This is a genomic window from Spirillospora sp. NPDC029432 (assembly GCF_040703975.1).
Lineage (GTDB): Bacteria > Actinomycetota > Actinomycetes > Streptosporangiales > Streptosporangiaceae > Spirillospora.
In genome coordinates this window covers 1-22,834 of the sequence record NZ_JBEZWH010000096.1, presented here as the reverse complement: position 1 = coordinate 22,834, position 22,834 = coordinate 1, and the positions used below count along the sequence as shown (strand labels likewise).

Here is a 22,834-nt window from a genome sequence, read left to right as displayed (position 1 = left end):
CAGTTCTGGAGGCTGGAGTTCCTCGACGAGTACGACGCCCGCTTCGTCATCGTCACCCAGGGGGAGATCGAGGACGCGCTGGAGTACAAGCGCCGGTCGTCGGCGGGGACGGCGGTGATCAGGGCGGACGGCAGGAAGACCACCGCGCGCACCCCGCCGTAGGGGGAGCGGGTGTCGACCGAGACGGTGAAGCCGTAGCGGTCGGCCAGCAGGCCCGCCACGGCGAACCCGATCTGCGGCGGGTCGCCGAGCCGGTTGATGTCGGCGGTGCCGGACCCGGCCAGCAGCCGGCCGGCGCGCTCCAGCTCCTCGGCGTCCATCGCCACGCCCGCGTCGTCGATGATGATCGCGACGCCGTTGTGGGTGTTCTGCACGTTCACCTCGACGGAGGTGTCGGGCTGGGAGTGGCGGGCGGCGTTGTCGAGCAGCTCGGCCAGCGTCAGCACGACCGGCTCGACGGCACGGCTGACGACCGCCGCGTTGACCGGCGCCTGCACGCGCACCCGCAGGTAGTCGCGGATGCGGGAGGTCGCGCCGCGGACCACGTCGCTGAGCGAGGACGCCGAGCGCTGCTGGCCCGGCCACGACCCGCACAGCACCGCGGTGGCCTGGGCGCGCCGCCCGAGCTGGGCGTTCATGTGGTCGAGCCGCAGCAGGTCCTCCAGCACGTCGGGGTCGTCGTGCCGCTCCTGCATGGTGCTGATCGCCAGCTGCTGCTCGTTGGCGAGGCTCTGCACCCCGCGCATCGTCGAGCGCAGGGTCAGCTTCGCGGCCTTGTCGGCGCGGGCCCGCACCTCGCCCGCCGACCCGGCGAACAGGTCCATGAGTTCGGTGACGCCGCGCTCGTACGCGGGGCCCAGCGAGTGCGGGTCGTGCAGCGGCCCGGGCACGGTGACGGCCGGGTTGTGCAGCGATTGCAGGAGCGCCGGGAGGCGCTCGGTGGCCAGGTGGCGGAGTTCCTCGTCGCGCCGCCGGAGGCCGTCGGCGAGCGCGGTGTTCCGCCGCCGCAGGTGCGCGGTGAGCCGGCGCTGGCGCACGAGCAGGTAGGCGACGGCGGCGAGACCGGCGATCGAGCAGGCGATCGCCAGGGCCAGCAGGAAATGCTCCATGCGGTTCCTTGGTACAGGACGGACAGAAGCGCGCCGGTGCGCCGGCACGTGCACGGATCGCGTGCCCGGCCTGCCACGGTGGCGTACGCGGTGGCGAACGGGCGCGACCCCGGGGTTCGGACAGGAGGTTTCGAGACATTAGGACAGCCGTCTCGTGGCCCGCTTGCCCCCGTACGCAAAAAAATTGTCAGGATGCGCACCGGTCGGCGGTATCTCGCCTACGTTCAGTCCGGTTCTGGTCACAATGAGCGTGTTCCTCCCGGTGAATCGTGTCGGAGTCGCTACTCTCGGACGCGGACGGCGATTGCGGAGGTGAGGTCAGTGCCCGAAGGGACGTACGCGGTGGAGGTGGCGTCCACCGACGAGATCCCGGCGCGCGAGCGGGCCGACTTCTGGAGCGAGCACATCACCGGCTACCACTGCAGCCTGGACTACCGCTTCCCGCGCGGCGGCGACTACCGGGGGCGCACCGCCCGCCAGCGCACCGCCGCGTACCAGTTCGTCGAGTCCCGCTCCGACCGGATCGGATACGCCCGCACCGTGCTGCAGGCCCGCCGCGACCCCGACGAGGACTACCGCCTGCTCGTCCCGCTCGAAGGCGGGGTCACCATGCGCCAGGGCGGCCAGGAGCTGCGGGCGCGCCCCGGGACCGGCTGCCTGATCACCCCCGCCGAACCGTTCGAGCTGGTCCAGGACGGCCCCGTGCGGTCGTTCATCCTGACGCTCCCGGCCGGCCGGGTGCTCGGCCGGCTCGGCCGCGCCGCCCCGCGGTGCGCCACCCTCGACATGACCACCGGCCTGGGCCGCGTCGTGCACGGCATGCTCGGCTCGCTGTACGAGGAGCGCGACGCCCTCACGGCCCGCGAGTTCGACGCGGTGTGCGACCGCGTCGCCGAACTGGTCTGCATGGTCGTGAGCGCCGACGACCGGCCGGGCGCCCCCGGGCACCTCGCCGAGGTCGAGGCGATGGTGCGCCGGTTCGTGCGCGCCAACGCCGCCGACCCCGAGCTGAACGGCGCCGCCGTCGCCCGCCGGCTCGGCTGGTCGCTGCGGCAGGTGCAGCTGGCCCTCCAGCACGCCGGCACCACGCCCCGCGAGCTCATCAAGGAGGAGCGGCTGCTGCTGGTGCGCGACCGCCTGACCAGCCCGCGCTACGCGCACCTGACCATCACGGAGGTGGCGCACCTGTCCGGCTTCTCCTCCGCCAGCGCGCTCAGCACCGCCTTCCGCCGCCGGTTCGGCCTCGCCCCGCGCGACCTGCGGCACGGCACGGCGCACTGACCGGCGGTCAGTCGCGGCTGAGCGCGGCCTCCTCCAGGTCGAGCTCGCGCAGGACCCTCTCCAGCACCTCGTCGTCGATGCGGCGCTCGTCGCGCATCCGCACGAACGTCCTGCGCTCGGCGGCCAGCATCTCCAGCCGCAGCCGCCGGTACGTGGCCGTGGGGACCTCCGCGCCCGCCGGGCCCGTCCCGCCGCCCAGCCGCTCCCACGCCTGGAGCCGGCGGTGCTCGGCCAGCTGCCGCAGCCGCTCCAGCACGTCCTCGTCCGGCGGCTCCGGCTCCGCGCCGGCCAGCTCCTGCAGCCGCCGCAGCGCCGCGTCCGCGGCGGCGTGCTGCGCGCCCGCCTCGGCGACGGTGTCGACGTACCGCTCGCGCTCGCTGCCGATCCCCAGCCTGCGGATCAGCAGCGGGAACGTCAGGCCCTGCACCAGCAGCGTGGCCAGCACGGTGGTGAACGTCAGGAACAGGATCAGCGCGCGGCCCGGGAACTCCTCGTCCCCCGAGCCGGTCAGCGGGATCGCGAACGCCGCCGCCAGCGACACCACGCCGCGCATCCCCGCCCACGAGATCACGACCCGGCCGCGCCAGCCGATGTCGGCCTCCCGGTCCCGCGCCGCAGGCGACCCCCACCGCGCCAGGTGCGAGGCCGGGAACACCCACAGGAAGCGGGCGAGCACCACGACCGCGAACACCGCCACCGCCCACCACGCCAGCTCGGCCGCGCCGTACGGGGCCAGGCCCTCCAGCACGAGCGGCAGCTGCAGCCCGATGAGCAGGAAGACCACCGACTCCAGGAGGAAGATCAGCACCTTCCAGAACGAGTGCCCGATCAGCCGCGTCACCGCGGGCGACTCGGCGAAGCGGTCGCCCAGGTAGAGCCCGCTGATCACCACCGCGATCACCCCGGAGGCGTGCATCGCCTCGGCGATCAGGTAGGCGGCGAACGGCGCCAGCAGCACCACCGTGTTCTCCACCAGCGGGTCCCGCAGCCGCGACCGCAGCCAGTGCAGCGGCGGCCCGAGCAGCAGCCCGACCGCGACGCCCCCGAGCGCGGCGAACAGGAACCGCACGGTGCCGTCCGCGAGGGTGAAGCCCGCGCCCGCCACGGCCGCCACCGCCACCCGGAACGCGGTCAGCGCCGTGGCGTCGTTGAACAGGCTCTCCCCGACCAGGATCGTCACCAGCCGGCGCGGCAGCCCCAGCCGCCGCGCCACGCTCACCGCGGCCACCGCGTCCGGCGGCGCGACGATCGCGCCCAGCGCGAACGCCGCCGCCAGCGGCAGGCCGGGGATCAGCAGGTGCGCCGTGTAGCCCACGGCCAGCGTCGTGAACAGCACCAGCCCGATCGACAGCAGCCCGATCGTGCGGGTGTTCTCACGCAGGTTCAGGTACGAGCTCTCCCACGCCGCCGAGAACAGCAGCGGCGGCAGGAAGAAGAACAGCACGAACTCGGGATCCAGCTCGAACTCCGGCACACCCGGCACGAACGAGACCAGCAGGCCGGCGAGCACGAGCGCCAGCGGCGCCGACACCCCCGCCCGCCGGGAGAGCGCCGCGACCGCGAGCGCGCTGATCGGTACCGCCAGCAGCCACAGGGCGTGAGTAGCCTCCACCCCACAGATCATGCACGATCGCGGGACGTCTCCTTCGCGAAGGCCAGGAAGTCGCGCGCCACCGGCGCCAGCGGGCGGTGCGCGTGCACCAGCCCGATCAGCCGGGTGATCGGCGGCATGAACGAGCGGACCGCCAGCCCCTCGGTGTCGTCGAGCTGGTTGCGGTACCACAGCAGCGAGCCCATCCCGGCCCGGACCCAGCCCAGCCAGGAGCCGCGCTCGTCGGACTCCACCGCGGGCACCGGCCGGGCGCCGATCTTGCTGAGCATCGCGTCGATCTCGGCGCGGCGGGCGCTGCCCTTGGCGGGCAGCACCAGCCGCATGCCGTCCAGCGCGGTCAGCGGCACCGGCTCGCGCAGGCGCAGCCCCAGCGGCGAGATCAGCACCACCTCGCGCTGCTCGAACGGGTGGGCGGCCAGGTCGCCGGGCACCGGCAGGTCCGTCACCGCCAGCTCCGCCCGGCCCGAACGCAGCGCGGCGGCCACCGACTCGCGGCCCGGGCAGCGGACGACCCGCACCCGGACGGCGGGCTGGTCTCGCGCGAACCGGGGGATCAGCCGCCCGGTCAGCTCCGGCTCCAGCGTCGCCGTGGTGGCGATGCGCAGCTCGGCGCCGCGGCCGTTGGCGCGCGCGACCGACAGCCCCTCGATGGCGTCCACCGCGTCCAGCGCGATCCGGGCCTGCCGGACGACCTGCTCGCCGACCGGGGTGAGCACGACGCCCCGCCCGGACCGGGCGAACAGCTCCACGCCCAGCTCCCGCTCCAGCTCCCGGACGGCCCGCGACAGCGCGGGCTGTGCGACGTAGAGCGCCTGAGCCGCCGACGTCATGGTGCCGTGGTCGGCGGTGGCCACGACATAGCGCAGCTGCCGCAGATTCATGCCCTGACCGTATGCCAACGAACCGTTCGGGTCCTGGACATAGCCGGAATCGGACCGGGAAAGCCGGGCGCCGCGCGCCCGGCCCCGCCCACCGCCGCCTGCGCCGGGATCACACGCCCCGGCGCAGCGCCTTCTCCTTGCGGGCCGCGACCGCGGACCCCGACTCCCGCCGCGCCGCCCGGCGCAGCACCACCGGCGCCAGCGCGACGCCGGCCACCGCCCACAGCCCGAGCACCCCGGCCGTCTCCAGCCGCCGCCAGGACTCGCCGATCTCGGCCGCCGCCAGCGCGTCCGGCAGCAGCGCCGAACGCAGCCCCAGCCCCAGCCAGTAGAGCGGGAAGCCCTGCGCGACACCCTGCAGCCAGCCCGGGAACCCGCTGATCGGGTAGAACACCCCGGACACCGCGGTCAGCACCATCATCGGCAGCATGACCACGCCCAGCGCCTGCGGGCCGCCCGCCAGCGCGCCCGCGATCACGCCCAGCGGCAGCACGGCCGCCAGCCCGAGCGCCGTCACCCACGCCAGCGTCACCCAGGACGACGCCTCGCCGAGCCGCAGGCCGCCGAACAGCAGCGCCGCCGGGACCAGCAGGAGCAGCTGCACGGCCACCGCCGTCCCGGCCCGCGCGACCAGCCTGCCGGTGACGTAGCCGGCCATCCCGTGCGGGGTGGCCCTGGCGCGCAGCAGCGTGCCGTCCTCCCGGTCCATGGTCAGCGAGATCGCCAGGCCCATCATCGCGCTGAGCACGATGCTCAGCCCCAGGATGCCCGGGATCGCCTGCGAGCCGAGGGAGAACCCGGTGCCGGGGACGGTGCCGTCCCGCAGCAGGAACATCACCGCCAGCGCCACGGCCGGGAAGAACAGCACGTTCCAGAGCTCCTGGACGCTGGTCAGGGACTGCCGCAGCTCGATCCGGCCGCGCTCCAGGCCCGCCCCCAGGGCCGCCGTACCGGCGTTCACGCCGCCACCTCCGCGTTCTCGGTGTTCTCTGTGTCCTCTGTGCTCCCTGCGCCCCCGAGCCCGTCCGCCGCCTCGCGCACCAGCGCCATGTAGACGTCCTCCAGGCTCGGCCGCCGCACCTCCAGGTCGCCGACCGCGTCGCCGTGCGTCCGGAACAGGTCCCGGACGAACCCGGTGGCGTCGGCGGCCGACTCGGTGTGCGGCCGCCCGTCCAGGCTGTAGCGCACCTCCGCCTCCCCGGCGACCCGGGCGCGCAGCTCGGCCGGGGTGCCGCCGGCCACGATCCGCCCGCCGGCCAGCACCAGGATCCGGCCGGCGAGCCGCTCGGCCTCGTCCAGGTCGTGGGTGGTCAGCAGGACGGAGGTGTCCTCCAGCTCCGCCAGCCGGTTCACCAGGCCGTGGAACTCGCGCCGCGCCCGCGGATCGAAGCCGGCCGTCGGCTCGTCCAGGAACAGCAGGTCCGGCCGCCCGGCCAGGCCGATGGCCACGTCCAGCCGGCGCCGCTGACCGCCCGAGAGCCGGCCGACCACCGCGCCCGCCTCGCCCTCCAGCCCGACGAGCGCGAGCAGCTCGCCCGTCCCGTACGGCCGGGGCCGGTCCGCGGTGCCGTACGGCGCGTAGTACCGGCCGAGATGGGCGAGCAGCTCCCGGACGCGCCACCTGCCGTGGTCGCGCCAGGACTGCAGCACGATGCCCAGCCGCGCCCGCCACGCCTCGTCGCCCTCGTCCGGATCGACGCCCAGCACCCGGACGTCCCCGCCCGAACGCCGCCGGAAGCCTTCCAGGATCTCGATCGTCGTCGACTTGCCCGCTCCGTTGGGCCCGAGCAGCACCAGGACCTCGCCGCGCCGCAGGTGGAGGTCGACACCCCGCAGCACCTCGGTCCGGCCGTACCGCATCCGCAGGCCGCGGGCCTCGATGACGTTTCCCGCCTCTGTCTCCATGCCTTCAAGTTTCTCATTGAAGCTGTACGTTGAAGCTTCACCGCCGAGTCATGCGTCCCCACTGGGGTGCTGCTCCGATAACCTTCAAATGGACGATGAAGGCCGGCAGGAAGGGGACGGGCGGGTGCGGAACGAGGACGCGGCGGGGGAGCGGCTCCGCCCGATCGACCTGGCGCGGATCGCGGGCGTCTCGGCCCAGCAGATCCGCAACTACGCCGACTCGGGCGTGCTCCCCCCGGCGCCGCGGACGCCGTCCGGCTACCGCAGGTTCGGCGCCGGGCACCGGCTCGCCCTGCTGACCTACCGCGCCCTGGCCCGCGGGTACGGCTGGGCCGCCGCCCGCGAGATCATGCAGGCGGTGCACGGCGGCGACGTCCCGGCCGCGCTCGCCCTCGTGGACGCCGCCCACGCCGGCCTGCACGAGCAGCGGCTCGCCCTGGAGGCGACCCGCGAGGCGCTGGAGGCGGTCGCCGGGAAGGAGCCCGAGCCCGCGCCGTCCTCCCGGTCGGTGCTGCGCATCGGCGAGGCCGCGGCCCGCCTCGGGGTGCGCACCTCGGCCCTGCGGGTCTGGGAGGCCGCCGGGCTGATCACGCCCCGCCGCGACCCGGCCACCGGCTACCGCGGCTTCGGCCCCGCCGACGTCCGGGACGCCCAGATGATCAGCATGCTGCGGGCCGGCCGCTACCCGCTGGCCCAGATCCGGCCCATCCTCGACGACCTGCGGCGGGCGGGCAGCACCGGCGCGCTGCGGGAGGCCGTCGCGCGGCGCCGGGACGCCCTGAACGCGCAGGCCCGCGCCATGCTCGAAGGTGCGGGCCTGCTGCACGGCTACCTCGCGGAGGGGTCCGGATCGGACGCCGGCGCCGGCGGCGCCTGATCCCGGTCCGGCTCCAGCGGCGGCGCGCCGACGGCGCAGTGCATCCTGCACTGCGGCTCCGTCTCCTCCGGCGCGGCGCGCAGCACGTCGTCGCCCACCGTGAGGAACGTCAGCACCGCGCCCGCCACCAGCAGCGCCGCGCACAGCGGCATCGCGGTCCGGAACCCGTCGGAGAACACCGCCGGATTCTCGTAGGCGTCGCCGGTCAGCCCCGTCAGGGGCGGGATCGCCGCCACCGCCAGCAGCCCCGCGGCCCGCGCGACCGCGTTGTTGACCCCGCTGGCCACCCCGGCGTGCCGCACGTCCGCGCTCGCCAGCACGGTCGCCGTCAGCGGCGCCACCACCGCCGACAGGCCCAGCCCGAACACGGTCACCGCCGGGAGCACGTCCCGCGCGTACGAGGCGTCCGCCCCGATCCGGCCGATCAGCAGCATCCCGGCCGCCGCGACCAGCAGCCCGGCCGCCATCGGCCGCCGGGGGCCGATCCGCTGGGCGAGCGCGCCCGCCCGCGACGACAGCAGCAGCATCAGCACGGTCACCGGCAGCAGCGCCGTCCCCGCGGCGATCGCCGAGAAGCCCGACACCACCTGCAGATTCAGCACGAGCAGGAAGAACATCACGCCCATCCCGCCGTACACCACGAAGGTCACCACGTTGACGGCCGAGAACTCCCGGGAGGCGAAGACGTCCAGCGGCAGCATCGGCCGCGGCGCCGCCCGCCCGCCGCGCCCGGCCAGGAGCCCGCGGCCCCGGCCCCGGGCGCGCTCCACCCAGACGAACGCCACCGCCGCCGCCAGCCCGAGCGCGGCCGCGGCGCCCACGACCGCCGTGGACGCGGTGGCCTCCGGCGCCTCGGTGAGCGCGTAGGTCGTCCCGGCGAGCGCCAGCGCGGCCAGCACCGCCCCCAGGATGTCGAAGCGGCCGCGCGCCACCGGGTCGAAGCTCTCGGGCACGTGCCGCAGCGCCACGACCACGACCAGCGCGGCCAGCGGCAGGTTGAGCAGGAACACCCAGCGCCAGCCCGCCGCCTCGACCAGCCAGCCGCCGGCGAACGGCCCGATCGCGCCCGCCACCCCGCCGAACCCCGACCAGGCGCCCACCGCGCGCGGCCGGTCGTCGCCCGCGAACGACGCCTGGATGATCGCCAGCGAGCCCGGCGCCAGCAGCGCGCCGCCCACCCCCTGCAGCGCCCGCGCCGCCACCAGCGTCTCGACGTTCTGGGCCGCGCCGCACAGCAGCGACGCCAGCGCGAACCACACCACGCCGATCACGAAGATCCGGCGCCGCCCGAACCGGTCCCCGAGCGAGCCGCCGAGCAGGATGAACCCGGCGAGCGTGAGCGTGTAGGCGTTCACCGTCCACTGCAGGCCGGCCATCCCGGCGTCCAGCTCGCGGGCCAGCCGGGGCAGCGCCACGTTCACCACCGTGGCGTCCAGGGACGCCACGCTGGAGCCGAGCACCGTCGCCAGCAGGATCCAGCGGCCGGGGGCGGTGGCCAGCCGGACCCCGGCCATTAGACGATCAGCTCATCGGCGAAGCACCAGCGCCAGTCCTCGCCCGGCTCGAACGAGCGCGCCACCGGGTGCCCGGTCTCGCGGTAGTGGCCGCCGGCGTGCCTGCCGGCCGAGGAGTCGCAGCAGCCGACGTGCCCGCACGTCAGGCAGAGCCGCAGGTGCACCCAGCGCATGCCGTCCCGCAGGCACTCCTCGCAGCCCTCGGGCGTCCGCGCCGCCGGATCCGCGTCCGGCAGCTCCTTCACATGTTCACAGGTCCCCATGTGGGCCATGGTCGCACGCCGACCCCGGCGGATCACCAGTGGTCGGGGCTGAACGGCTCGTCCTCCGGCCGGGCGGACTCCGACAGCAGCCGCAGATCCGACTCGACCATCATCGTCACCAGCTCCTCGAAGCCGACCTCGGGCTCCCAGCCCAGCTGCGTGCGGGCCTTCTTCGGGTCCGCGCACAGCAGGTCGACCTCGGCCGGCCGGGTGTACTTGGCGTCCAGGACGACGTGGTCCTCCCAGTTCAGCCCCACGGAGCCGAACGCGAACTCCACCAGGTCGCGCACCGACTGCGTCACGCCGGTGCCGATCACGTAGTCCTCGGGGGAGTTCTGCGCCAGCATCATCCGCATCGCCCGCGCGTAGTCGCCGGCGAACCCCCAGTCGCGCCGGGCGTCCAGATTGCCCAGCCGCAGCTCGGTGGCCAGCCCCAGCTTGATCCGGGCCGCGCCCAGCGTCACCTTGCGGGTCACGAACTCGGCCCCGCGGCGCGGCGACTCGTGGTTGAACAGGATCCCGCTGACCGCGAACATCCCGTACGACTCGCGGTAGTTCTGCGTGATGTAGTGCCCGTAGGTCTTGGCCACGCCGTACGGGCTGCGCGGGTGGAACGGCGTCTTCTCGTTCTGCGGCGTCTCGCGGACCATGCCGAACATCTCCGACGAGGACGCCTGGTAGAAGCGGATCTGCTCGCTGCCCGGCGTGCGGGACGGGCTGATGCCCGACACCACCCGGATGGCCTCCAGCGTCCGCAGCACGCCCATGCCGGTCACCTCGGCGGTCAGCTCGGCCTGCTGCCACGACATGGGGACGTAGGAGATGGCGCCGAGGTTGTAGACCTCGTCCGGCCGGACCCGCTCCACCGCCGAGATCAGGCTGCCCTGGTCGAGCAGGTCGCCGGTGGTGATCTGGACGTCGCCGATGTGCTTGCGCAGCCGCGACACGTGCGGGTTCGCCTGACCCCGTACCAGGCCCCAGACCTCATAGCCCTGTTCGAGCAGGTGCTGGGCGAGGTACGAGCCATCCTGCCCGGTGATTCCGGTGATGAGCGCTCGCCTGGACAGCGGATCCTCCATGGCAGTTGGTCAGACGACAAGTCGGACGACGGGGCCACCGCGGGGTCCTCCTCGCGGTGAGTGTGGAACGAGGTTAGCGAGCCCGTGTGCGGGGTGACGAGGGAGGGCGGGGTTAAAACCGAATTTGTTTCGAGTTCACCCACGGCGGGGGCGGCGTGGCGGCCGCGGCCGCGATGTGCCACCGTGTGATCATCATGGCCCGCCCCGCGACCCTGCCGAGGTGCCCGAATGCCGCCCGCTGACACCGGAGCCGTCCCGCTGCGGCTGAACGGCCGCGCGCTCGGCCGGTACGCGATCATGGCGGTGGTGAACCGCACGCCCGACTCGTTCTTCGACCGGGGCGCCACCTACGGCTTCGACGCCGCCCTCGCGGCCGTCGGCCGGGCCGTCGAGGAGGGCGCCGACATCGTCGACATCGGCGGGGTCAAGGCGGGCCCGGGCGACGAGGTCGACGTGACCGAGGAACTGCGCCGGGTGGTGGACCTGGTCGCCGCCGTCCGGGAGCGGCACCCGCGGACCGTGATCAGCGTCGACACCTGGCGGGCCGAGGTGGGCGAGGCGGTCGCCGCCGCCGGGGCCGACCTGCTCAATGACACCTGGGGCGGCCCGGACCCGCGGCTGGCCGAGGTCGCCGCCGCGCACGGCATCGGCCTGGTCTGCGCCCACGCGGGCGGCCTGGACCCGCGCACCCGCCCGCACCGCACCGGTTACGGCGACGTCGTGGCCGACGTCCTCGGGCACGTGGTCGCCGAGGCCGAGCGCGCCGCCGCGCTCGGCGTGCGGCGGGACTCGATCCTGATCGACCCCGCGCACGACTTCGGCAAGAACACCCGGCACTCGCTGGAGATCACCCGCCGGCTGGCGGAGCTGTCCGGCACCGGCTGGCCGGTCCTGGTGGCGGTGTCGAACAAGGACTTCATCGGCGAGACCCTCGGCCAGCCCGTCGAGAAGCGCGGCGTCGGCACGATGGCCGTGCTCGGCGTCTCCGCCTGGCTGGGCGCCCGGGTGTTCCGCGTGCACGACGTGGCCGGCGCCCGCCGCGCCCTGGCCGCGGTGTCCGCCCTCGCCCCCTGAGCGCCGCCGCGCGCGGCTCAGCGGGCCGCCTCGGCCCCGGCCTCGGCCTCCCGGCGGCGGGCCCGGTACGCCGCCACATGCATGCGGTTGCCGCAGGTGCGGCTGTCGCAGTAGCGGCGGCAGCGGTTGCGCGACAGGTCCACCAGCACCCGCGAGCAGCCGGGGGCCTCGCACGTGCGCAGCCGGTCCAGCTCGCCCGCCGCCACCACGTACGCCAGCGCCATCCCGCAGTCGGCCGCCAGGTGCTCGCTCATGGGCGCGCCCGGGGCGTGGAAGTGGACGTGCCAGTCGTACCCGTCGTGGTCGGTCAGCCGCGGGGTGGCCCGCACCGCGCCGATGATCTCGTTGACCAGCCGGACCGCGGCCGCGGTGCCGGCGGCGCCGAACACCGCCCGGAACCGTCCCCGCAGCTCGCGGAACTCCGCCAGGTCGCGCCCGGTCACCTCGCGCACGTCGCTGAAGCGGTGCCGGTCCAGGAACGCGCGCAGCGCGTCCGTGCCGCCGAGCCCCTCGGTCCCGGCCGCCTCCGGCGCGGTGTTGATCAGGTCGACGACGATGGCGAGCGCGTGCTCGGTGTCATGAGTGAAGATCACGATGACTCCAGACTGGGACCGGGGCGGCCGGGCCCGCGGCGCCGGCGGCCGGTTCCGGGGGCGCTCTCACCCTATGCCGGACCGGGCCGGCGCCGGCCGCGGTCAGCGCGAGTAGTGCGGGTCGGCCACCACCGGGTAGTAGGAGCCCTCGTGCTGGACGCGCATGGTCACGACCTGCCCGGCCAGCGAGTAGTCGGCCTTCACCTGCCGGTACATCGAGTCGCACGCCCAGGGGTTGTAGAGCCGGCCGACGGTGGCGCCGTACCGCAGGTGGACGACGTCGTACCCGCCGGACGGCATGCTCTCCAGCGCCAGCCCGTCGGCCAGCGACAGCGGGAAGCGGAACTCGGTCGGCGCGTCCGGCCCGTGGATCACCGTCAGCAGCCGCACGCCGCCGGTGGTGGTCTGCGCGACGATGTCGGTGTCGACGTCCACGCCCACGAAGACCCGCAGCGCCGGCCGCAGGATCTGCCCGACCGTGTCGGCGGCCGTGACGTCGATCCCGATGTGGATCCGCTGGCCGTCCTTGGTCGGGACCCACACGCCGTCGCGGGCGCGCTGGCCCCATCCCACGTCCGGGTTCTCCAGCTCCTGGGGCTCGTTCCTGCCCCGGGCGACGAGAACCCGGGAAACGGCGTTCATCGCCGCGGCAGCCCCGTCCTGTGCATGCCTCATGGCGGGCAGGCCCCCTAGCCTTCTTCTTCCATCCATCACGTAGGTGACGACGCACTGATCTGGGTCTATCACGGGGAGGCGCGGCGGGACGCGCGTTACCCGGCGCCCGCTCGCCACAAGCCGTTCACCCCGTGCGACGTTGGACCTTACACCACCCCGAATTCCGCCGACCGCGGCGCTGTGACCAGGAGGATCGCCGCCCGGCCGCCGGTCCGGCCGGGCGCGGGCCGCCCCCGGCCGCGGCCCGCGCCGGAAAAACCCTTTGCCGCCGATCATGAACCCGCGCATCCTTATGTGCATCGAAGAGAACGAAAGCGCAGAGGGGTGAGCCACCGGTTAGGCGGCTGGTCTCCAAAACCAGCGGAAAGTAGGTTCGACTCCTACCGCCCCTGCGATGTGACCAAAGGGCTTGTGGTGTAAAGGCAACACATCTGTTTTGCACGCAGACGATCAGGGTTCGAGTCCCTGCGGGTCCACCGGCCGGTCCGCGCCGCTCGCCGCCTTCTCGGGTGGCGGCGGACGGCGCGGACCGGAACGGGCCCGGCGGAAAGGCCGGGCCTCGCCGTAGAGGCCTTTTCGGTGAGGCGCCGGACTTCCAATCCGGCGAACCGGGTTCGATTCCCGGCTACGGCTCCGCCCGCGGGCCCGGAGGGTTGGCCGAACGGGAAGGCAGCAGTTTCGAAAACTGTCGTTGAGGTGACACTCATAGGGGTTCGAATCCCTTACCCTCCGCTTCCGCCCTCGTCCCGGCCCGCGCGCCCGGAGAGGGCACGCCGCCCCCGGTCCCGCAATGGGCCGGGGGCGGCGCCGCGTGCGGCGGGGCCGTGCGCGCCGGTCAGCCGGCCAGCGCCGGCGCCAGAGCGTGACCGGAAGCGGCCTTCAGGTCGTCGAGCACCTCGCCGAGCCGGTCGAGCCCCGCGGCGATCCAGGGCAGCGCCACCGGATCCGGGGCCGCCAGCGCGGCCAGCCGCCGCTCGTCGGTCTCCCCGTACAGCAGGCTCGTGGCCACCCGCACGCGCAGCGCCCGCTCCGGCTCGCCGAACGCGGCGGCGGGCAGCACGCCCACTCCGTAGCGTTCCAGCAGCAGCCCGGTCAGCTCCGCGCCCGTCCGGACGCCGTGCGCCTCGCGCAGGTGGTCGCGGAACGGATCCAGGTCCGGGTAGGTGTAGAAGGCCGCCTCGGGCGGGGCCACCCGCGCGCCGGCCGCGGCGAAGCGGTCCGCCACCGCGGCGGTGACCGCCGCGTGCAGCGCGCGGGAGCGGTCGACGTGCTCCACCAGCTCCGCCGGCTCACCGAACGCGTACGCGGCCGCGTGCTGCATCGGGGCCGGGGCGCTGGACCACAGCTCGCTGGCGATCCCCAGCAGCCGGGCGCGCAGCTCGTGGCCGAACGGGGCGTCCGGCAGCCGCGCGACCCCGATCCGCCAGCCGCCGGCGGCCAGGCTCTTGCTCAGCGCGGTCGTCACCACGGTCCGCTCCGGCGCGTACTCGGCCGGGCTCGTGACCGTCCGGGCCGGGTCGTGCACCAGATCGCGGTAGATCTCGTCCGAGATGATCACCAGGTCGTGCTCGCGGGCCACCGCGCACAGCCGCCGCACGGTGCCGGCCGAGGCCAGCGTCCCGGTGGGGTTGTCGGGCAGCGTCACCACCACGGCCCGGATCGTGCGGCCCTGGGCGCGGGCGCGGACCACGGCGTCGGCGAGCAGCGCGGGGTTGGGCACGCCGCCCTCGCCGGGCGGGGTGGCGATCGGGACGGACCCCGCGCCGGTCAGCGTCGCCTGCGCCGCGTACGACACCCAGCTCGGCGCCGGGATGGCGATCTCGCCCCCGATCGCCATCATCAGCGCGTACAGCAGCGGCTTGCTGCCGGGACCGGACACGATCAGGTCGGGATCGGTGGCCAGGCCGCGGCGGTACCAGTAGCCGGCGGCGGCGGCGCGCAGGGCCGCCGAGCCCGCGACCGGGCCGTAGGCGCCCTGGTCCGCCGCGGCGGCGAGCTCACGGGTGAGGGCCGGGTGGATGGGGATCCCCGCCTCGCCGAAGCCGAGCGGGAGCACCCGCCGGCCCTCGCGTCTTCTACGGGCGATGGCCTCGTTGATCGCAAGGGTGGGCGAGAGCGGGACCGGCCGGGCGGACGGATCGAGGGCAGGCATGGCGAACTCCAGGCATGGCGAAGAAGGTTGTCGTGAAAAGCGAAGAAACCCCTGGACAAGGGGCGAATCCCCGTAAGTGACCCGGCCGGGCTCTCTTGCATCCTTACCCACACCGAGCATCATCACCAGCGAGTCTCATCGATGGTGACCGTAAGATGCTGTGATGCTGGAGCTACGCCGCCTGCGCCTGCTGGCCGAGTTCGCCCGCCGCGGCAGCATCGCCGCGACCGCCGCGTCCCTCGGGTACACCCCCTCGGCCGTCTCCCAGCAGCTGGCCGCGCTGGAGCGCGAGGCCCGGGTCGCGCTGCTGGACCGTACGGCCCGCAGCGCCGAGCTGACCGACGCCGGACGCCGGCTGGCCGAGCGCGCCGAGGAGATCCTCGTCCTGGTCGAGGCGGCCGAGACGGAGCTGTCCACCCAGGCCGGCACCCCGTCCGGCCGGGTGGTCGTCACCGCGTTCCCCACCGCGGCGGTGGCGTTCGCGCCCGCGCTGGCGCACAGCCTCCGCGACCATCCGGAGCTGACGTTCGTGCTGCGCCAGACCCGCCTCGGGGACGGCATGCACCAGGTGCGGAGCGGGGAGGTCGACATCGCGCTCGTCGACGACTGGACCGGCAAGCTCCCCGGCCAGGCCCCCGCCGCGCTGAAGTTCTTCCACCTGCGGCGCGACCCGCTCGTGCTGGCCGTGCCCGCCGGGCACCCCATGGCCGACCCCGCCCGGCCGGTGGACCTGCAGCGCCTCCGGGACGAGCCGTGGATGGCCGCCCCGCCCGGCGAGCCGTCCCGCCAGGCGCTGGAGCGGCTGCTGGACACCGTGGGCGGCGCCCGGGCCGTCCCCTGGGAGTTCGAGGGACTGCACACGATCCTGAGCCTGGTGGCCCGCGGCATCGGCATCACCGCGATCCCCGCCCTGGCCCTGGCCGCCGGCGACCAGGGCGTGGTGGTACGGCGCATCCCGGACGCCGCCCCGGCCCGCGAGGTGTACGCCGTCACGCGGGCCGCGAGCGTCCGCAGGCCGTCAGTCGCGGTGACCCTGCGCGCCCTGTACGCGGCGGCCGGCGAGGTCCAGCCCGACCCGCCGGAGGGATGAGCGCCCGGCCGGGGGCGCGGCGCGGGGGGCGTGGCGCGGGAGTTCGGCGCTGGCCGGTTGCGGCCCCGGGGCGCACTTTCCGCCTCCGCCGCCCGAACCAAGCGATGAGACCACTTTCGCCCCTGCCGTCCGATCATCACGTACCTTGGAGCGGACCCCCGCTCCCCGCTCTGGAGAACCCCCGCCCATGAATCGCGTCCCGCACCCGGGTTTCGAGCTGCCGCGGCTGACCGCCCTGCTGCGGCACGCGCTGCCGCGGTTCGTCGAGGGCGTGATCGCCCCGGTGGCGGTGTTCTACGCGGCGTTCGCGCTGCTGGGGCTGAACGGCGCGCTGGTCGCCGCCGTCACCTGGGTGTACGGCGGGATCATCTGGCGGTACGTGCGCGGCCACGGCGTCCCGGCGATGCTCATGCTGGCCGCGCTGGGCGTCACCGTGCGGGCCGTGCTCGCCGCCTACACCGGCAGCCCGGTCGTCTACTTCCTCCAGCCGACGCTGGGCACGCTCATGGTCAGCGTGGCGTTCCTGGCCTCGGTGCCGCTCGGGCGGCCGCTGGCGCAGAAGATGGCCACCGACATGGTCCCGATGCCGGAGGCGTTCCTGCGGCACGAGCGGGTCCGCCAGTTCTTCCTGCGCATCTCGCTGCTGTGGTCGATGGTCTTCCTGGCCAACGCCGTGTTCAGCCTCTACATGCTGCTGAACGAGTCGATCGGCACGTTCCTGTGGGTGCGCACCTCCGTGGTGGCCCTGCTGGGCGCGGGCGCCGCGGCGGTCTCGGTGCTGGGGTTCCGGCGCTGCCTGCGGCATGTGAACGGCGAGCCCTCCGCGGCCCAGTCGATGACCTAGATAGTCCAGTTTTGTCCTATCCGTCCCGCGGGTTTCGGACGCCGCCGAGATTGCGATGCGATCAAGGCAACTTTTCCGGCTTACCTACCGTCACACCAAGTCAGATAGATTCACAGTGCACGGGGTAAACCAGGGGTTTTGGGAGAATCAGTGGGACTTAAGGGTCGTTTCGGGCTTGTGGTCAGCGGCGGCGCCGGGGTCGTCCTGGTCCTCACCGCCGCGGGCTGCGGCGGCGGTGGCGACGAGCAGGGCGCGCTGGCGTCGGGGGAGTCGAAGGTGGCGACGATCACCCCCGCGAACGGCACCAAGTCGGTCAAGCCCGACGGGCCGATCGAGGTGCGGGCCGCCGAGGGCACCCTGCAGAACGTCACCGTCCAGGGCCAGGGCGCCACGATCACCGGGAAGATGTCCGGCGACAAGAAGAGCTGGAAGTCCGACCGCACGCTCACCCCGGGCACGTCCTACACCGTCACGGCCCAGTCCAGCCATGACGGGAAGACGGCGACCGCGACGAGCCAGTTCACGACACTGAAGCCGGCGAAGACGCTCTCGGTGCTGGACGTGACGCCCAACGTCGAGGGGGAGAAGGTCGGCATCGGCATGCCGATCATCGTCCGCTTCAACCGGGCCGTGACCGACCGGGCCGCGGTGGAGCGGGCGCTGCAGGTCACCCCCGAGAAGCCGGTGGAGGGCGCCTGGCGGTGGATCGACTCCACGCAGGTGATCTACCGGACCGCGACGTACTGGCAGCCGCACCAGAAGGTGAGCTTCAACGCCAAGCTCGCCGGGATCAACGCGGGCTCCGGGGTGTACGGCGCCAAGGACATCAACGAGACGATCACGATCGGCGCCGCGCAGGTCACCAAGGGCAACATCTCCAAGCACCACATGACGGTGACCCGGGACGGCAAGAAGCTGCGCCGGATCCCGTTCAGCGCCGGCAACGGCACCACCCGCGAGTACACCACCACCAGCGGGATCCACCTGACCATGGGCAAGGAGAACCCGGTGACGATGGTGTCGCCGGGGCGCAAGCCGGGCGACCCCGGCTACTACAAGACCGTGGTCAACCACGGCGTGCGCTTCTCCAACAGCGGCGAGTACACCCACGCGATGGCGTCCACGGTCGGCGTGCAGGGCAGCGCCAACGTCAGCCACGGCTGCCTGAACCTCAGCCCGGCCAACGCCAAGTGGTACTACGACATCATGCAGCGCGGCGACATCCTGGAGCTGACCGGCAGCGACCGCGAGGTCGAGTGGAACAACGGCTGGAGCTACTGGCAGCTGTCGTTCGCCAGCTGGAAGAAGGGCAGCGCCCTCTCCTGATCCCGCCTCCCGCGGCGCCCGCACCGGGCGCCGCGGGACCGCGTGCAACGCTTTGATCTCGGCGCCCGGCAAAACTCCGGGTCAACGTATGGTCACGAACTTTTGTCGCTAATGTCGCACTGTTATCGGCGGGGTTCGGGAGGTCAACGGTGCAGCGGAGGCTATCCGCAGGGGTTCGCGCGAGCGCGGGGGTGACGGGGGCCGTACTGCTCCTGACCACGGCCTGCGCCGGCGGGGACGACGGCGACGGGGTCACGGTCGGCGGCAAGGGACAGGCCGGGGCGCCCCAGGTCACCGTCTCGCCCGGGAACGGCGCGGCCAAGGCCCGGCCCGACACCGGCGTCACGGTCACCGTCGGCGGCGGGGTGATCGAGCAGGTCACCGTCACCCGCAAGGGCAGGCCCGTCGAGGGTACCCTCTCGCCGGACAGGACCGCATGGAAGTCGCGGACGCTGCGGCCCGGCTCGCAGTACCAGGTGACCGCGACCGCCAAGAGCCCGCAGGGCAAGACCACCACGGTCAACAGCACGTTCACCACCCTGAAGACCTCCCAGCCGCTCACCGTCACCGACATCACGCCCACCGCGGGCGAGAAGGTCGGCGTCGGCATGCCGATCATGGTCACGTTCAACCGGCCGGTGCAGGACAAGAAGGCGGTCGAGCGCGCGCTGCGGGTGAAGTCGACCAAGCCCGCCACCGGCGCGTGGTTCTGGCCCAGCGCCACCCAGGTCATCTTCCGGACCAAGAACGGCGAGTACTGGCAGCCCAACCAGCAGGTCACCCTCACCGCCAAGCTGAGCGGGGTGCGCGCGAGCGCCCGCAGCTACGGGCTGAACGACGTCACCCGCCGCTTCACGATCGGCGACTCGCACATCGTCACCGCCAGCACCAAGACCAAGCGGCTGGTCGCCAAGCAGAACGGCGTGAAGGTCAAGAGCTGGCCGATCAGCGCCGGCAAGGGCGGCCGGGTCGTCAACGGCGTCGACACGTTCCTCACCACCAGCGGCGTCCACCTGACCATGGGCAAGGAGAATCCGGCGATCATGACGTCGGAGTGGATGGGCGTCGATCCGAAGGACAAGAAGAACGGCGGCTACAAGGAGGTCATCCCGTGGGCGGTGCGGATCTCCAACAGCGGCGAGTACGTGCACGCGATGGCCGCGACCGTCTGGGCCCAGGGCCGGCAGAACGTCAGCCACGGCTGCCTGAACTCCCCGCCCGCCGCCGCCAAGTGGTTCTACAACTGGTCCTACCGCGGTGACGTGGTGGTCATCACCGGCAGCAAGCGCGGCCTGGACTGGAACAACGGCTGGAGCTACTACCAGATGTCCTGGGACCGCTGGGTGAAGGGCGGCGCGCTCGACCGGACGGTGACCACCGGCTGACCCGGCGCATACCCCCGCCCGCCCCGCCCCTTCCGGGCCGTGACCCCGGCTTGAAGGACCGTCCGAACGGCCACATCGGGCCTGATCTTCCCCGTTGTAACCGCCCGTATCCGGGCAGAAGGGGGGAGACAGGGAGCCTTCCTGAAAGAGCGGGGAACCGATGGCGGACGCACCCGGGGACCGGCACGCCCAGAAGAAGCGGCGGCCATGGCGGAAACGGCTGCGGCCGAAGAGGATCAAGCGGCTGGCGAAGCTGCGGGTGCACCGGGCCGCGCGCTCGTCGGTGCTGGTGGCCGCCCGCGCCGCGGCGGCCGCCCGCCGGCCGCCGCGCCGCCGCCGGCCGCGGGTGACCATCCTGCTCCAGCACGCCTACGGGGCCGGCGGGACCATCCGCACCGTGCTCAACCTCAGCGGCCACCTGGCCCGCGAGCACGACGTCGAGATCCTCAGCGTGGTCCGGCACCGCGAGGCGCCGTTCTTCGCGTTCCCGCCCGGCGTCCGGGTACGGGACGCCGACGACGCGACCGCGCCGCCGCGGGGGCGGCTGGCCCGGCGGCTGGCGCGGCTGCCGAGCGTGCTGACGCCGGTCGACGACTCCTCGTTCAAGGGCATGAACCTCTGGACCGACCTGCGGCTGCTGCGGGCGCTGCTCGCCGACCCGCCGGACGTGCTGATCGGCACCCGGCCGTCGCTGAACCTGCTCGCCGCCGAGATCGCGCCCCGGAACGTGGTGACGATCGGGCAGGACCACATGAACCTCGGGTCGTACAAGCCGGGCCTGCGCCGCGAGATCCGCCGCTCGTACCGCAGGCTGACCGCGCTCTCCGTGCTGACCGAGCGGTCCCTGGCCGACTTCCGGAACGAGCTGGCCGGGTCCCGGACCAGGATCGTCCGGATCCCCAACGCGGTGCCGGAGATGCCCGGGGGCCCGTCCACCCGCGAGCACCGGGTCGTGCTGGCCGCCGGGCGGCTCACCCGGCAGAAGGGCTTCGACCTGCTGCTGGAGGCGTACGAGCCGGTGGCCGCCGCCCATCCGGACTGGAAGCTGGTGATCTTCGGCGGCGGGCCCAAGCGGGACCGGCTGCTGAAGACGATCGCCGACCGCGGGCTGGAGGGCCGGGTCGTGCTGCGCGCCCGCACGTCCGACCTGCCGGGGGAGATGGAGCGCGCCGCGGTGTACGTGCTGCCCTCGCGCTACGAGGGCATGCCGATGGTGGTCCTGGAGGCGATGGGCAAGGGGCTGCCGGTGGTGGCCTTCGACTGCCCCACCGGCCCCGGCGAGATGATCCGGGACGGCGAGGACGGCCTGCTGGTGCCCCGCGAGGACGTCGCCGGGCTCACCGCGGCGCTGCGCCGGGTGATCGAGGACCGCGATCTGCGGGACCGGATGGGGGAGCGGGCGCTGGTCTCGTCCCGCGCGTTCCACCTCGACCGTATCGGCCCGCAGTGGCTCCTCCTGCTGGACGAACTGCTCCCGGGGGCGGGCACGCAGCCGCCGCACGCCCGGCACGCCCCAGCACCCCCAGAGCACCGAGCCGAACGCCGCACACCCGCCTGACCACCGCGCCTCAGCGCGTGCCGGGCCTCAGGATGGGTCGGGCCTCAGCCTGGGCCGGTGCTCCGGGGGTGCCGGGGCTCAGCGCGTGCCGGGGCTCAGGATGGGCTGGGCCTCAGCGTGAGCAGGGCCTCAGCGTGAGCCGGGGCAGCATGGGCCGGGGCTCAGCGTGAGCCGGGGCTTGCGCTGGCTAGTAGTTTCGCGCAGGCCTTGAGGGCGCGCTGGGCCTTGACGGGGTCCTGCTCGGGTGGCGGCGTCCGTCCCGTCCCGGCGTCGGGGACGTCGACCCCGTGCTGCCGCATGCACCGGGCGAAGGCGTTGTAGACCTTCGTCGGCCGGGTCGTCGGCGGCGCGGAACGGTCGCCGCCACCGCTCTTCAGGGCGGGCGAGGGCGCCGCCCGCGTCCCGCTGCTGGTGGCGGACACCGGCGGCTGCGCGGACGGGGCCTCGTCCCCCTGCCCGCCGCCGTCGTCTCCGCAGGCGGTGGCCAGGGCGAGCACCGGGACCAGTGCCGCCACCGCGAGCCGCGCGCGCATCGGCCGCATGCTCAACCTCTTTTCGTCGGGGCAGTCGCCATCGTGCGTGCCCGCACGGGCCCGGGACTACTAAGCGGCCGGTGATTTCGGCCGCCCGGAGTTAGCAGCCCGGCATGAACGCTCCCACTGACCGGGAGCGTGGATCTTGGGACGGGCCGCCGTCGCTACCGTCGGCCGCATGACACGCATCATCGCGGTGAGCGGCGCGGCCTCCGGCATCGGCGCGGCCCTGGCGGAGGCGCTGCGGTCCGGCGGGGACCGGGTGATCGGCGTCGATCTCAAGAACACCGAGGTCACCGCCGACCTGTCGGTCCCGGAGGGCCGCGAGGCGGCCGTGCGCGGCGTGCTCGACGCGGCCGGCGGCCGGCTCGACGCCGTCGTCGCCTGCGCCGGCGTCTCCGCGCCCGACCCGGTCACGATCAAGGTGAACTACTACGGCGTGGTCGGGCTCCTGGAGGGCCTGCGCCCGGCGCTCGCCGCGGCGCCCGCGCCGCGCGCGGCCGTGGTCGGCTCGATCTCCGGCACGCAGCCGCTGGACCCGGCCGTGGTCGCCGCCTGCCTGGAGGGCACCGAGGACGAGGCGGTACGGCTCGCCGAGGAGGCCGTGGCCCGGCGCCACGGCGGCCTGCTCTACCCGTCGTCCAAGTCGGCGCTGGCGCGCTGGATGCGCGCCGCCGCGGTGTCGCCGGAGTGGGCGGGGGCGGGCATCCCGCTGAACGCGGTCGCGCCCGGCGTGGTGCTGACGGCGATGACCGCCCCGCTGTTCGAGGACCCGGCGATGGTCAAGGTCATGAACGAGGCCGTCCCGATGCCGCTGAACGGCCACGCCGGCCCCGAGGTGATCGCCGATGCGCTGCGCTGGCTGGTGAGCCCAGGCAACAGCCACATGGCGGGGCAGGTCATCTACGTGGACGGCGGTGCCGAGGCCACCCTGCGCGGTCCCGAAGACTACTGAGGACCGCCGGCGGCTACCGGCCGCGCATGTCCGCCGCGGCGGTCCGCGCCGCCGCCCGCACGTCGAGCAGGAACCGCGCCCAGCCCCGGCCCCGCCCGCGCAGGGCGCGGCCGGGGCCGGCGGGCGCG

Annotated in this window: 21 protein-coding genes and 4 tRNA genes; 13 read left to right on the top strand and 12 right to left on the bottom strand. The window is 74.0% G+C overall.

Features of this window, described 5'->3' with window-relative positions; translation table 11 throughout:
- Nucleotides 1–1,109 (bottom strand): ATP-binding protein (locus AB0881_RS38835; protein ID WP_366625511.1); only part of this gene is annotated, 1,109 nt, incomplete at its 3' end.
- Nucleotides 1,110–1,430: 321 nt separating this feature from the next.
- Between AB0881_RS38835 and AB0881_RS38830 the strand changes: the two genes are divergently transcribed.
- Nucleotides 1,431–2,390, top strand: a complete 960-nt coding sequence (locus AB0881_RS38830) for an AraC family transcriptional regulator (protein ID WP_366625509.1) — start codon at nt 1,431–1,433, stop codon at nt 2,388–2,390.
- Nucleotides 2,391–2,397: 7 nt separating this feature from the next.
- Here AB0881_RS38830 and AB0881_RS38825 read toward each other — a convergent pair whose 3' ends face one another.
- The 4 genes from AB0881_RS38825 to AB0881_RS38810 all read right to left on the bottom strand — a co-directional run bounded on the left by AB0881_RS38825 (nt 2,398) and on the right by AB0881_RS38810 (nt 6,788).
- Nucleotides 2,398–4,002 (bottom strand): Na+/H+ antiporter, encoded by a 1,605-nt coding sequence (locus AB0881_RS38825; RefSeq protein WP_366625507.1) that lies wholly within the window; start codon nt 4,000–4,002, stop codon nt 2,398–2,400.
- An 8-nt stretch (nt 4,003–4,010) separates the two neighbouring features.
- Nucleotides 4,011–4,883 carry a LysR family transcriptional regulator gene (locus AB0881_RS38820; RefSeq protein WP_366625505.1) on the bottom strand — a complete coding sequence of 291 codons (873 nt, stop codon included), beginning with the start codon at nt 4,881–4,883 and terminating at the stop codon, nt 4,011–4,013.
- Between the two features lie 109 nt (nt 4,884–4,992).
- A complete protein-coding gene (locus AB0881_RS38815) occupies nt 4,993–5,844 on the bottom strand; it encodes an ABC transporter permease (protein WP_366625503.1) in 852 nt (283 codons plus the stop codon).
- Nucleotides 5,841–6,788, bottom strand: coding sequence for an ABC transporter ATP-binding protein (locus tag AB0881_RS38810; RefSeq protein ID WP_366625501.1), 948 nt, complete (start codon nt 6,786–6,788; stop codon nt 5,841–5,843). Before AB0881_RS38810 ends, AB0881_RS38815 begins: the two co-directional genes overlap by 4 nt.
- A gap of 88 nt (nt 6,789–6,876) precedes the next feature.
- On the opposite strand from AB0881_RS38810, the gene AB0881_RS38805 reads away from it, so the two are divergent.
- Nucleotides 6,877–7,665 (top strand): MerR family transcriptional regulator, encoded by a 789-nt coding sequence (locus AB0881_RS38805; RefSeq protein ID WP_366625499.1) that lies wholly within the window; start codon nt 6,877–6,879, stop codon nt 7,663–7,665.
- Here the strand turns inward: AB0881_RS38805 and AB0881_RS38800 are convergent.
- The 3 genes from AB0881_RS38800 to AB0881_RS38790 are packed head-to-tail and all read right to left on the bottom strand — an operon-like array spanning nt 7,617 to nt 10,509.
- Nucleotides 7,617–9,179, bottom strand: a complete 1,563-nt coding sequence (locus AB0881_RS38800; RefSeq protein WP_366625497.1) for an MFS transporter — start codon at nt 9,177–9,179, stop codon at nt 7,617–7,619. The genes AB0881_RS38805 and AB0881_RS38800 overlap by 49 nt on opposite strands.
- Nucleotides 9,179–9,442, bottom strand: coding sequence for a UBP-type zinc finger domain-containing protein (locus tag AB0881_RS38795; RefSeq protein ID WP_366625495.1), 264 nt, complete (start codon nt 9,440–9,442; stop codon nt 9,179–9,181). Before AB0881_RS38795 ends, AB0881_RS38800 begins: the two co-directional genes overlap by 1 nt.
- Nucleotides 9,443–9,474: 32 nt before the next feature.
- Nucleotides 9,475–10,509, bottom strand: coding sequence for a GDP-mannose 4,6-dehydratase (locus AB0881_RS38790; RefSeq protein WP_366625512.1), 1,035 nt, complete (start codon nt 10,507–10,509; stop codon nt 9,475–9,477).
- A 240-nt stretch (nt 10,510–10,749) separates the two neighbouring features.
- Here AB0881_RS38790 and folP point away from each other — a divergent pair, with 240 nt between their 5' ends.
- Nucleotides 10,750–11,595, top strand: a complete 846-nt coding sequence (gene folP / locus AB0881_RS38785; protein ID WP_366625493.1) for a dihydropteroate synthase — start codon at nt 10,750–10,752, stop codon at nt 11,593–11,595.
- A gap of 17 nt (nt 11,596–11,612) precedes the next feature.
- Here the strand turns inward: folP and AB0881_RS38780 are convergent, their stop codons facing one another.
- A complete protein-coding gene (locus tag AB0881_RS38780; RefSeq protein WP_366625492.1) occupies nt 11,613–12,188 on the bottom strand; it encodes a CGNR zinc finger domain-containing protein in 576 nt (191 codons plus the stop codon).
- Between the two features lie 102 nt (nt 12,189–12,290).
- Complete coding sequence (locus AB0881_RS38775; RefSeq protein ID WP_366625490.1) at nt 12,291–12,830, bottom strand: hypothetical protein; 540 nt, start codon at nt 12,828–12,830, stop codon at nt 12,291–12,293.
- 353 nt (nt 12,831–13,183) lie between these two features.
- On the opposite strand from AB0881_RS38775, the gene AB0881_RS38770 reads away from it, so the two are divergent.
- From AB0881_RS38770 to AB0881_RS38755, 4 genes are all read left to right on the top strand, one after another.
- Nucleotides 13,184–13,255, top strand: a tRNA-Trp gene (locus tag AB0881_RS38770).
- Nucleotides 13,256–13,268: 13 nt separating this feature from the next.
- Nucleotides 13,269–13,339, top strand: a tRNA-Ala gene (locus tag AB0881_RS38765).
- A gap of 85 nt (nt 13,340–13,424) precedes the next feature.
- Nucleotides 13,425–13,496: transfer RNA gene (locus AB0881_RS38760), tRNA-Gly, on the top strand.
- A 14-nt stretch (nt 13,497–13,510) separates the two neighbouring features.
- A tRNA-Ser gene (locus tag AB0881_RS38755) sits at nt 13,511–13,595 on the top strand.
- A 103-nt stretch (nt 13,596–13,698) separates the two neighbouring features.
- Here AB0881_RS38755 and AB0881_RS38750 read toward each other — a convergent pair.
- Complete coding sequence (locus AB0881_RS38750) at nt 13,699–15,015, bottom strand: pyridoxal phosphate-dependent aminotransferase (RefSeq protein ID WP_366625488.1); 1,317 nt, start codon at nt 15,013–15,015, stop codon at nt 13,699–13,701.
- Between the two features lie 163 nt (nt 15,016–15,178).
- Here AB0881_RS38750 and AB0881_RS38745 point away from each other — a divergent pair, with 163 nt between their 5' ends.
- The 5 genes from AB0881_RS38745 (at nt 15,179) to AB0881_RS38725 (ending at nt 21,218) form a co-directional block, all read left to right on the top strand.
- Nucleotides 15,179–16,105: a LysR family transcriptional regulator gene (locus tag AB0881_RS38745; RefSeq protein ID WP_366625487.1), complete on the top strand. Its 927-nt coding sequence runs from the start codon at nt 15,179–15,181 to the stop codon at nt 16,103–16,105.
- A gap of 187 nt (nt 16,106–16,292) precedes the next feature.
- Nucleotides 16,293–16,949, top strand: coding sequence for a VC0807 family protein (locus tag AB0881_RS38740; protein WP_366625486.1), 657 nt, complete (start codon nt 16,293–16,295; stop codon nt 16,947–16,949).
- A 150-nt stretch (nt 16,950–17,099) separates the two neighbouring features.
- A complete protein-coding gene (locus tag AB0881_RS38735) occupies nt 17,100–18,275 on the top strand; it encodes an Ig-like domain-containing protein (protein ID WP_366625484.1) in 1,176 nt (391 codons plus the stop codon).
- Between the two features lie 191 nt (nt 18,276–18,466).
- The gene (locus AB0881_RS38730; protein ID WP_366625482.1) at nt 18,467–19,660 is read left to right on the top strand and encodes an Ig-like domain-containing protein; all 1,194 of its coding nucleotides are present in this window, start codon (nt 18,467–18,469) and stop codon (nt 19,658–19,660) included.
- 160 nt (nt 19,661–19,820) lie between these two features.
- On the top strand, nt 19,821–21,218 hold the full coding sequence (locus AB0881_RS38725; protein WP_366625480.1) for a glycosyltransferase family 4 protein: 1,398 nt from the start codon (nt 19,821–19,823) through the stop codon (nt 21,216–21,218).
- A gap of 161 nt (nt 21,219–21,379) precedes the next feature.
- On the opposite strand, the gene AB0881_RS38720 is transcribed toward AB0881_RS38725, so the two are convergent.
- Nucleotides 21,380–21,760, bottom strand: a complete 381-nt coding sequence (locus tag AB0881_RS38720) for a hypothetical protein (RefSeq protein ID WP_366625478.1) — start codon at nt 21,758–21,760, stop codon at nt 21,380–21,382.
- A 169-nt stretch (nt 21,761–21,929) separates the two neighbouring features.
- On the opposite strand from AB0881_RS38720, the gene AB0881_RS38715 reads away from it, so the two are divergent.
- Nucleotides 21,930–22,706, top strand: coding sequence for an SDR family oxidoreductase (locus tag AB0881_RS38715; RefSeq protein ID WP_366625476.1), 777 nt, complete (start codon nt 21,930–21,932; stop codon nt 22,704–22,706).
- Nucleotides 22,707–22,834 lie beyond the last annotated feature (128 nt).